The organism is Streptomyces sp. NPDC059828 (assembly GCF_042731955.1).
In the GTDB taxonomy this organism is placed as follows: domain Bacteria; phylum Actinomycetota; class Actinomycetes; order Streptomycetales; family Streptomycetaceae; genus Streptomyces.
In genome coordinates this window covers 17276-28092 of record NZ_JBHWIW010000056.1, presented here as the reverse complement: position 1 = coordinate 28092, position 10817 = coordinate 17276, and the positions used below count along the sequence as shown (strand labels likewise).

General features: G+C 72.5%; 3 protein-coding genes. All 3 read left to right on the top strand.

What is annotated here, in order from left to right:
• Positions 1-6: 6 nt before the first annotated feature.
• The 3 genes from ACFV6V_RS26970 to ACFV6V_RS26960 are packed head-to-tail and all read left to right on the top strand — an operon-like array spanning position 7 to position 10627.
• Positions 7-3210 carry a type I polyketide synthase gene (locus ACFV6V_RS26970; RefSeq protein ID WP_385569853.1) on the top strand — a complete coding sequence of 1068 codons (3204 nt, stop codon included), beginning with the start codon at positions 7-9 and terminating at the stop codon, positions 3208-3210.
• A complete protein-coding gene (locus ACFV6V_RS26965) occupies positions 3207-5879 on the top strand; it encodes a MupA/Atu3671 family FMN-dependent luciferase-like monooxygenase (protein WP_385569850.1) in 2673 nt (890 codons plus the stop codon). Before ACFV6V_RS26970 ends, ACFV6V_RS26965 begins: the two co-directional genes overlap by 4 nt.
• Entirely contained in the window at positions 5876-10627 is a 4752-nt protein-coding gene (locus ACFV6V_RS26960; RefSeq protein WP_385569848.1) for an amino acid adenylation domain-containing protein, read from the top strand. Before ACFV6V_RS26965 ends, ACFV6V_RS26960 begins: the two co-directional genes overlap by 4 nt.
• The last annotated feature ends 190 nt before the right edge of the window (positions 10628-10817 follow it).

The window sequence follows — 10817 nt, the reverse complement described above, 5'->3', positions numbered from 1 at the left end:
AGACAGATGGCTGACGGGGAAGAGGGGCAGATGGCCGACGGGGGAGAGATGGCACAGCAGACGGACACCGAGGATCTGATCGCGATAGTCGGCATGGCCGGGAGGTTCCCCGGCAGCCGCGATGTCGCCGAGTTCTGGCAGAACGCGCTGGCCGGCACCGAGGCGGTGGTGGAGTACAGCCGCGACGAACTGATCGCGGCAGGCGAGGACCCCGCGCTCGTGGACGACCCGCACTACGTCCGCTCGGGCGCGCCGCTCGAGGACCACGACCGCTTCGACGCCAAGGCCTTCGGATACACGCCGCGTGAGGCCCGGCTGATGGACCCGCAGGTACGGATCTTCCTGGAGTGTGCCTGGGCGGCCCTCGAGGACGCCGGCTGCGACCCGGACCGCTACCGGGAGCGCGCCGCCGTCTTCGCCGCCGCGGGTATGACCCGCTATCTGTGGCTGAACGCGGTGCCCGCCCTGGGCAGTTCGATCAACATGCTGGAAGCGCGGATCCTCAACGACAAGGACTTCCTCGCCAGCGCCGTCAGCTACCGCCTCGGCCTGCGCGGACCCGCCGTCAGCGTGCAGACGGCCTGCTCCGCCTCGCTGGTGGCCGTCCACCAGGCCGTGCAGAGCCTGCTCTCCCACGAGAGCGACCTCGCCTTGGCGGGCGGCTCCACCATCGAACTGCCGCACCGCATCGGATACCTCTACAAGGAAGGGAGCATCGGCTCCCCTGACGGCCACTGCCGCCCGTTCGACCACCGGGCGGAAGGGACCATCGGAGGCAGCGGGGCCGGTGCGGTGGCGCTCCAGCGGTACGACGACGCCGTGGCCGAGGGACGACGGGTGTACGCCGTGATCCGCGCCTCGGCCCTCAACAACGACGGTTCGGCCAAGGTCGGTTTCACCGCGCCCAGCGTCGAGGGCCAGGCCGCGGTGATCCGCGACGCACTGTCCCTGGCCGATGTGGCCCCGCACACCGTCGGATACATCGAGACACACGGCACCGGCACCCGGATCGGCGACCCCATCGAGATCGAGGCGCTCCGCAGCGCCTACGGTGCGTCCGGCGACGCCTCGCACGGCGCGGCGTGCGAGGGCGGGCGGATCGCCCTGGGCTCGGCCAAGGCCACCATCGGGCATCTGGACGCCGCGGCCGGTGTGGCCGGTCTGATCCGTGCCGCGCTGGCGGTTCGCGACGGGGTCATCCCGCCCAGCAGTTACTTCGAGAAGCCCAATCCGCTGCTGGAGCTGGAGGACTCCCCGTTCCACGTCCCCGTGGAGCGCACGGCGTGGCCGTCCGGGGACAGCCCCAGGCGCGCGGCCGTCAGCTCCTTCGGTGTCGGTGGCACCAACGCCCATGTGGTGCTCGAACAGGCCCCGGCCGCGGCCCCGGTGGCGCCGACCCCGCGTGATCGCGAGCTGCTGGTGCTCTCGGCCGTCGACGAGGAGGCCCTCGAGCGGTGGCGGCTGCGCGTGGCCGACGCGCTCGGTGAGCCGGACGGGGACCTGGGCACGGACGCGGGCACTGACACGCACCGGCTGGCAGACGCGGCCCACACACTGGCCACCGGACGGCGGCAGCTCCCCCACCGGCTGGCTGTCGTCGCCGCCGACGCGGGAGAGGCCGTGGCCAGGCTGCGGGATGTGGACACCCGACGGATCAGGGTCGCCGGTGAACCTCCCGCGGCGGTGTTCCTCTTCCCCGGGCAGGGGGCACAGCGCCCGGGCATGGCCGCAGGGCTCCACCGCGTGGCCCCCGTCTTCCGCCAGGAGCTCGACACCTGTCTGGAGCTGCTGCTCGGTGAAGGCGTGGACCTCCGCGGCCTGCTGCTCGACCCGGACGCCGACGCGACCGCTCTGAACAGCACCGACAACGCCCAGCCCGCCCTCTTCGCGTACTCCTACGCCCTGGCCCGGCAGTGGCAGGCCTGGGGGGTCGTTCCCCGGGCCATGGCCGGGCACAGTATCGGCGAGTACGTCGCCGCCTGCCTGGCCGGAGTCTTCGACCTGCCCGCGGCACTGCGTCTGGTGGCCGCCCGCGGCCGGCTGATGGCCGCGCTGCCCGCCGGGAGCATGCTCGCCGTCGCGCTGTCCGAGGACGAGGCGGCCGAGCACGCACGCGTCGCGGGCCTCGACCTCGCGGCGGTCAACGGACCGCGCCAGTGCGTGCTGTCCGGACCTTCGGCAGTGGTCGACGGACTGCGCCGGAACCTTGCTGAGAAGGGTGTGCAGAACAGGGTCCTGCACACATCGCACGCCTTCCACTCGGCGATGCTCGACCCCATGCTGCCCGCGTTCGCGCGCGAACTGCGCGCCGTACGCCTGCGGGAGCCGTCCGCGCCCTTCATCTCCTGTCTGACGGGGGAGCCGATCACAGCCGAACAGGCCTGCGACCCGGCCTACTGGACGGCCCAGGCACGCGGCACGGTCCGTTTCGGGGCAGGCCTCGATCTGCTCGCGGCCGAACCGGACACGTTCTTCGTGGAGGTCGGCGCGGGCAAGGGCATGACGGAGCTGGCCCGCAGGCATCTGCGGACGCTGCGGCACGCGCCCGTCGCGTCGCTCCCGCTGACCGGCGGCGGAGAGCCGGCCGACGAGCTGCTCGGCGCGCTCGGCCAGGCCTGGGAGGCCGGGGCCGAGATCGACTGGGCGGCGTACTACGACGGCGAGCGGCGTGGCCAGGCCGCACTGCCCGGGTATCCCTTCGCCCGGGACCGCTACTGGCTGGACGCACCCGTCCGCTCCCACCAGTCCGCCGCGCCGGGGGCCGTACCCGCGGCGGTGGACACCGGGGCCGCCACCGCGGAGACGGCCGGAGCGGGACAGCGCCCGGACGGTGCCCGCAGCGGCACCGAGGCGGTGGTACTCGCCGTGTTCACCGAAGCCTTCGGGATGGACGACATCAACGCCGACGACGACTTCTTCGGCCTGGGCGGCACCTCGCTGCTCGCGGCCGAGGTCGTCCACCGGCTGCGCAGGGAACTGAACACCGAATTCCCCGTGCGCTACCTCTTCGAGGCGCCGGGGGTGTCCGAACTGGCCGCGCTGATCGACGGCGAGACCACCGGTGCGGAGGACGGTTCCGCCGTGCTCGACCCCGGCTCGCCCGACGACGCCTCAGCCGAACTCGACGACCTGGCCGCCGAGCTGGCGGATCTCTCGGACGACGAACTGGCCCGGCTGCTCGGCACCGGACCGGAAGGAGCGACGGCATGACCCGGGACACCACCGGCGACCTCCGGGGCGCGCTGCGAGAGCGCCTCGACGCACTCTCGCCCGGGCAGCGGGCCGAACTCGCCGAGCGGCTGCGCGGCCGCAAGGCGGTCCGGTCACCGCGGCGGCCCCTGCGGTTCAGCCTGTTCTACTTCGCCAACACGGCGGGGGACAAGGACCAGCCGTACCGCTTCCTCATGGAGACGGCACGGCAGGCCGACCGGCTCGGGTTCGCCGCGGTGTGGACCCCCGAGCGGCACTTCCACGATTTCGGCGGTATCTACCCCAACCCGTCGGTCCTGGGCGCCGCCCTGGCCACCGCCACCGAACGGGTGCAGATCCGCGCCGGAAGCCTGGTGCTGCCCCTGCACCACCCGGTGCGCGTGGTCGAGGACTGGTCCGTCATCGACAACCTCTCCGGCGGCCGTGTCGGTGTCTCCTTCGCCACCGGCTGGCACGGCACCGACTTCGTGCTCGCCCCGGACAAGTACGCGGACCGGCGCGCGTACACCTTCGACACCATTCCGCTGGTCCAGCGACTGTGGCGGGGTGAGGAGGTGGGCTTCCCCGGCCCCGGTGACACACAGATCACTCCGCACATCCACCCCCGCCCGGTGACGCCCGAACTCCCGGTGTGGATCACCTGCTCCAGCAACCCGGACACCTACCGCAAGGCCGGCCGCCTCGGCGCCAACATCCTGACCGGGCTCATCGGCACCGAGACAGAGCAACTCGCCGCGCATATCGCCCTCTACCGCAAGGAGCGTGCCGCCCACGGACACGACCCCGAGAGCGGCACGGTCAGCGTGATGCTGCACACCTATCTGGAGGAGGACGCGGCTGCCGCGCGGGAACGGTGCCGTGAGCCGCTGCGCGAGTATCTGCGGGGCTATCTGGAGCAGCAGAGCGACATGCTCGACGCCTCGGGCGCGGACGCCGGGGGCGCCGACATCGAGGCCCAACTCGACTTCGCCTACGAGCGCTACGCCCGCCAGACGGCTCTCATCGGCTCGCCGGCCACCGTACGCGGCCTCCTCGACCGGCTCGCCGACGCCGGTGTCGACGAGGCCGCCTGCCTGGTCGACTTCGGTATCCCGCTGGAGCAGGCGCAGCGGAGCATCGACCTGCTGGCGGGGGTGCAGGAGGACTACCGGGAAGCCCCGGACGCCATGCCGGCCGTCTCCGCGGCGTCACCGGCCGTCCCGGTCATCCCGGAAGACTCGAACGGCCGGGACATGTCCGACCCTGCCGCCGCTTCGGCCCCTTCCGGCACCTCCGCACCGCTCGGGATCGACCAGGAGCGGATGTACCGCATGCAGAAGGCCTTGCCGCCCGGCCCGGCCAACTACGTCACCACAGCGCTGCGCATTCGCGGCCCGCTGCGACCCGCGCTGATCGAGGACGCGCTGCGGACCGTGGTGGCCCGGCACGAGGTGCTGCGCACCGCGTTCGGCGAGGCGGGCGGGGAGCCCTTCCAGCGCATCGGGGCACCCGGGGAGTTCCCTGTCCTGCTGGAGCGCTTCGACGTCACCGGCGTGGCCCCGGCCGAGCGGATGCGCGCCGCGCGTGAGATCCGTACCGAGGTCGGCCGCCGCCCCTTCGACCCGGACCTTCCGCCGCTGCGGCTCGCCCTCATCACCCTGGGTGCCGAGGACTACCAACTCGCAGCGGTCAAGAACCACATGATCACCGACTGGGTTTCCTTCACGGTCTTCCTGAAGGAACTCTTCACCGTCTACGGGGCGCTGCTCCAGGGCAGGACCCCCGATCTGCCGACGCCGATCCCCTTCCGGGTGTTCGCGGAGCAGGAGCGCGCCCGGCTGCGCGGCGGACGCCTCGACGACCAGCTCACCTACTGGGACGCGCAGTTGGCCGGAGCGCCGGAGCCGGTGACCTTCCCGCTGAAGGCGGCGCTGGGGGGTGAGCGGCCGGCTCAGCCGTCCTTCGCGGGCCACCGGGCCTGGATGCTCTTCCCCGAGCAGACCACCAAGCAACTCAACGCGCTCAGCAGGGCCCAGCGCGTCACCCCCTTCATGACGGCCTACACCGCCCTGGCCGCCTCGCTGACCCGGGTGACCGGCGAACCGGATCTGATCCTCGGCTCCCCGACCGCCAACCGCGACCGCGCACCGGACAGTCTGCTCGGCCTGCTGCTGCGCCCGATGCTGCTGCGCACCCGGCTGCGTCCCGAACAGACCTTCCGCAGCGCCCTCACGGATGTGCGGAAGATCGTCTCGGGCGCGCTGTCCCACGCGGAGGTGCCCTATCAGGCGATGGTCGACCGGTTCGCACCGCAGCACGACACCTCCTGGACACCGCTGTTCAAGCTGCGCTACCTGTTCCTCCGCTGGGACGACCCGGTGACGATGTCCGGGCTGCGGCTGAGCCCTCTCGACACCGACCCGAAGACCTCGCTGTACGACAGCACGCTCACCCTCTGGGACAGCCGGCTCGGCGCCTTCGGGCGGTTCGAGTACGCCCTCGACCTGTTCGACCACGACATGGTCGTCCAGTCGATCGAGACCTTCTCGACCATGCTCGCCGCCGCCGTGTCCGACCCCGACCTGAGGATCGGAGACCTCCCGGACACCTCCTCCACCCGCTACCACGTGGACGAGGACGAACTCGAGGCACACCTCGGCTCCGAGGCCCTCACCCAGGACCGTTCATGAAGAGAGACGCAGTGGACACGCACACCGCTTCGCCCGGGCACATCAGGGCGGCAGCCGTCAGGGCCTGGGAGAACGTCCTCGGCCGGACCGGATTCGACGGCGACGCCGACTTCTTCGAACTGGGCGGCGACTCGGTCGGCGGGGCCCGGCTGATGGCCTCCCTGCGGGGGGAGTTCGGTGAGACGCTGCCGCTCACGCTGATCTTCTTCCATCCCGCGTTCGACGAGTTCACAGCGGCCTTGGCCGAGGCGGTGAGCGAACTCCCCGCCGCAGCGGAGCAGGAGGCCGGGGCAGCGCACCGTCCCGCCCGGACGCAGGCCGTTCCGGAACCGCGGGCCGCCCTGCCCGCCTCCGGCAGGCTGCGGCTCTCCCCGGAGCAGGAATCCCAGTGGGTCGCCGAGCAGGTCACCCCCGGAAACCTCGCCTATACCGAGCTGCTCGCACTGCGCCTGACCGGCCCGCTGGACCCCGAGCGGCTCCAGAGCACCCTCGACCGCCTCGTGGAGCGGCACGCGGCGCTGCGTACCCGTTTCCCCGTCGACCCCGAAGGGCGCCCGGTCCAGGAGATCCTGACGCCCGACGCCGCGCCTCGGCTGACGCTGGAGCGGCGGGACGCAGAGGACGAGGCAGCGGTCCGTGCCCTCGCGCTCGACCGGCTCGCCGAGCCCTTCGACCTCGCCGCGGGCCCACTGCTGCGTGCCCAGCTCGTCCGCCTGTCCACGACCGACCATGTCTTCCTGCTGTACGGCCACCACATCGTCGCCGACGGACCGTCGATGGAGGTGCTGTGCGAGGAGCTGGGCGGCCTCTACACCGGCCGCGAACCGGCGGAGCCCGCCCCGTCGTACGCGGAGCACACCCACCGGCAGCACTCCCTGGACCTGGGCGCACAGCTCGGTTACTGGCGTGAGCAGCTCGACGGTGCGACCGACATCGAGCTGCCGCTCGACCGGCCCCGCCCCGCGGTCCGTGACATCGACGGACGCAGGTACCGCTTCACGGTTCCCGGCAGCGTCGTCGACCGGCTCGACGCCCTGGCGCGCGAGGAGCGGGCAACCCGCTTCACGGTCCTGCTCGCCGCGTTCCAGACGCTGCTCGGCCGCTGGGCGGGCACCCAGGACGTGGTGGTGGGGTGTCCGGTGACCGCGCGCTCGCAGCCCGGTCTGGAGAAGATGACGGGCGCGCTGCTGAACATGGTGTGCTTCCGCGGCGACCTCGGCGGCGACCCCACCTTCCGCGAGCTGCTCGTACGCACCCGGCAGGCGGGTTTCGGGGCCATGGCCCACAGCGATGTGCCGTTCAGCAGGGTGCTCGCCGAGCTGGCGCAGGAGCGGGACGCGTCCCGGCCCGCGCTGTTCTCCAGCACCCTGAATCTCCAGCCGACGCCCCCGGATCTCCGCGCCGATCTGGGCGAGGTCTCGGCTGAGCCGTTCCCGGTGCCGCGGCACTACGCCATGTACGACTTCAGCCTGTACGCCTGGCAGGCTCCCCATGAGCTGCTCATCGACATCGAGTACGCGACAGCCCTCTTCGACGAGGCGACGGTCGTCGCGTTCGCGGACCGGTTCGGCGCCCTGCTCCGCTCTGCGGCGGCCGAGCCCGACAGGCCGCTGTCGGAGCTCGACACCGTCGGGGAGGCGGAGCTCCGGCTGGTACTGAAGGACTGGAACGACACCGGGGCCGACCTCGGCCCGGACCGCTGCGTTCACGAGCTGTTCGAAGAGCAGGCGAGGGCGACCCCGGAGCGCACCGCCGTCATCGGCCCCGACCGGCACCTCAGCTATGCGGAACTCGACGCCGAGGCAACCGAGTTGGCCGCCGGTCTGGGCGAGCTCGGGGTCGGTCCCGAGTCGGTGGTGGCGGTCTGTCTGGAGCGCTCCACCCGGCTGCTCGTCACCCTGCTGGCCGTGGCGAAGGCAGGCGGTGCCTTCCTGCCCCTCGGTCCGGACTGGCCCGCACAGCGCAGGGACTTCGTACTGGCCGACGCGGGCGCGGAGTTCCTGGTGGACGCTTCGGGCATGCACCGGTGCGGCGCGGCGGCGAAGCCCGCCGCCCGGGCCGGCCTCCGGCCCAGCCCCGGCAACCTCGCCTATGTGCTGTATACCTCGGGTTCCACCGGCACCCCCAAGGGCGTCATGGTGACCCACCGGGCCCTGGTCAACCGGCTCCGCTGGATGCGGCGCGACTGCGGACTCGGAGCCGGGGACGTCGTGCTCCAGAACGCCGTACCCACCTTCGACTACGCGATGTGGGAGCTCTTCGGGCCGCTCCACATGGGCGCGACGGCCGTGCTGCCCAGCGCGGACGGCCACCGGGACTTCAGCGAGCTGACCCGGCTGATCACCGAACACGGCGTCACTGTGGCGCACTTCGTCCCCTCGCTGCTGCGGCTCTTCGCCGACGAGCCCGAGGCCGCGCGGTGCACGGGGCTTCGGGTGCTGTTCAGCGGGGGCGAGCCGCTGGACCCGGCACTCGCCGCACGTGTTCAGCAAGTGCTGCCGGGCGTGCGGATGTTCAACGCGTACGGACCGACCGAGGCAGCCGTGGACGTCACCTGCTGGCCGGTGCCGGAGCTGCCCGCCTCGGTGGCGATCGGCGGACCCGCGGCCAACACCACCGCGTACGTCCTGGACGAACGGATGCGCCCGCAGCCCGTCGGTGTCCCCGGTGAGCTGTACCTGGGCGGAGTCCAGCTCGCCCGCGGCTATCGCGGGCAGCCGGGTCTGACCGCGGAGCGGTTCCTGCCCGATCCCTTCGGGACACTTCCCGGAGGGCGCCTCTACCGCACCGGCGACCGGGCGCGCTGGCGCTCCGACGGGGTCCTGGAGTACGTGGACCGCATCGACCGGCAGATCAAGCTGCGTGGAGTCCGTGTGGAGCCGGGGGAGGCGGAGGCCGCGCTGCTCGCCCATCCCGCAGTCCGTGAGGCTGCCGTCGTGGCGGCGGAAGGGAACGGCGGCCTCCGGCTCGTCGCGTACTACTGCGGCCGTCCGCCCGGCGGCGAGCAGGAACTGCGCGACCACCTGGCCGACCGGCTGCCGGAGTTCGCCCTGCCGACCATGTACATGGAGCTGCCCGACGGCCTTCCCGTGCTGGCCAGCGGAAAGCTGGACCGAGCAGCCCTCCCCGCACCCGCAGCCGTACCGCAACGCGCTGCCCGGACCACCGCCCCGGGCGGCGACTCCGGCTACGAGGCGCCGCTGGGCCCGCGTGAGCTGATGCTCGCGGCCCTGTGGTCCGAGGTGCTCGGAGTGGACCGGATCGGCCGGGAGGACAGCTTCTTCCAGCTCGGCGGGGATTCGATCCTGGGGATCCAGATGGTCGCCAAGGCACGCAGGGTCGGTATGCAGCTCACGGTTCCGGCGCTGTTCCGGCACTCGACACTCGCCGCCCTGGCCGCGGCGGCCGGGGAGTCCGGTGACGGAGCCAAGGTGGCGGCCGCCGCCCCCGGTTCCGCCTCCGCGGCGAGTCCCACGCGCTTCCCGCTCACGCCGTTGCAGCGGGAGATGCTGCGGGAGGCCGCGGCGGCACCGGGCAGGGGCGTGTACGTCGTGCCCGCCGAGCTGCTCCTTGACGGCGAAGTCGACCCGGAGTCCATGCGCACCGCGTTCCGGCGCCTGGTCGAGCGCCACCCGGTACTGCGCACCTCCGTGCGCTGGCACGAGCGGCCGGAGCAGTCCGAGCAGCAGGTGCACCCCGCCACAGAGCCCTCCTTCCGGTACGAGGACTGGAGCGGGTACCCGGCCGATGAGCAGGCGCGGCGACGCCGTGACCTGCTGGAGGAGGAGTGGCGCAGCGGATTCCCCGCCGAGGCCGCTCAGCTCAGCCGGATGATCCTGCTGCGGCTCGGCGCGCGCCGTTTCGCGATGGTGTGGACCCGGCACAACGTGCTGCTCGACGGATGGAGCTTCTCCCAGCTCTACGACGAGCTGCTCGACATGCACGCGGCACTGCGCGACAACCGCCCCGAGCCGGTCGCCGATCCGCGCGCACCCTTCAGCGACTACGTGGAGTGGCTGCTGCCGCGGCAGCGGGCGGCGGCCGAACGGCTGTGGAACGAGCAGCTCAAGGAGCTGTCCCCCAAGACGCTCTTCGTTCCCGAGGTGGGACCGTCCGCGGAGCGCTACCGGGAGTTGCGCTTCCCGCTGCCCGCGCGGGCGGAGGCGTTCGCAAAGGATCACGGCGTCACGGTCAGCACCGTTCTGGAGGCGGCCTGGGCCGCGGTGCTGGCGCGGCGCACGGGTGCGACCGACGTCCAGTTCGGTTCGGTCTTCTCCGCCCGCGACGCCGATGTCCTGGACATCGAGCGGATGCTGGGCCTGATGATCAACACGCTCCCGTCGGGCCTCAGGCTGAACCGCGAGGAGACGGTGGCCGACTGGATACGCACGCTGCACCACCGCGGCGCTCTCCTCAAGGAGCTGTTCACGGCCGACCTCGGGCTCCTGCAGGAGCGCTCAGGTACGGGCGGGGCGCTGTGGGACACGCTGCTGCTCATCCACAACTACCCGCACAGCTTCCACGACGCCCCGACCGGCGGGCTCCGGGTGGTAGGCACCGCCGGATTCTCCCGGGTCGGCGCCGCTCTCATCGTCTCCGTGGACGTCAAGCCGCTGCGCCTCGCCATGATGTACGACGAGGCACGGGCCGATGAGGCGCTGGTTCGGGACCTCGCGGCCGAACTGGCCGAGGTCCTGCACCAGCTGGCGGACCGGCCCGACGGGACGGTCGGTGACCTTCTCGGGTGACGCCGAGGGGGGCGGGGGGGGGGGGGGCGCGGGGGGGGGTGGGAGGGGGGGGGCGGGGGGGGGGGGCGGGCCCGCGGGGGGGGAGGGGGGCCGGGGGGGCGGGGGGGGCGTCTTGGCGTTCCGGCCGGGCCACACGCATCGGGGCGGGGCGGGGGGGCCCCGCCCCGTAGGCCGGGGTTCAGGCCGGCAC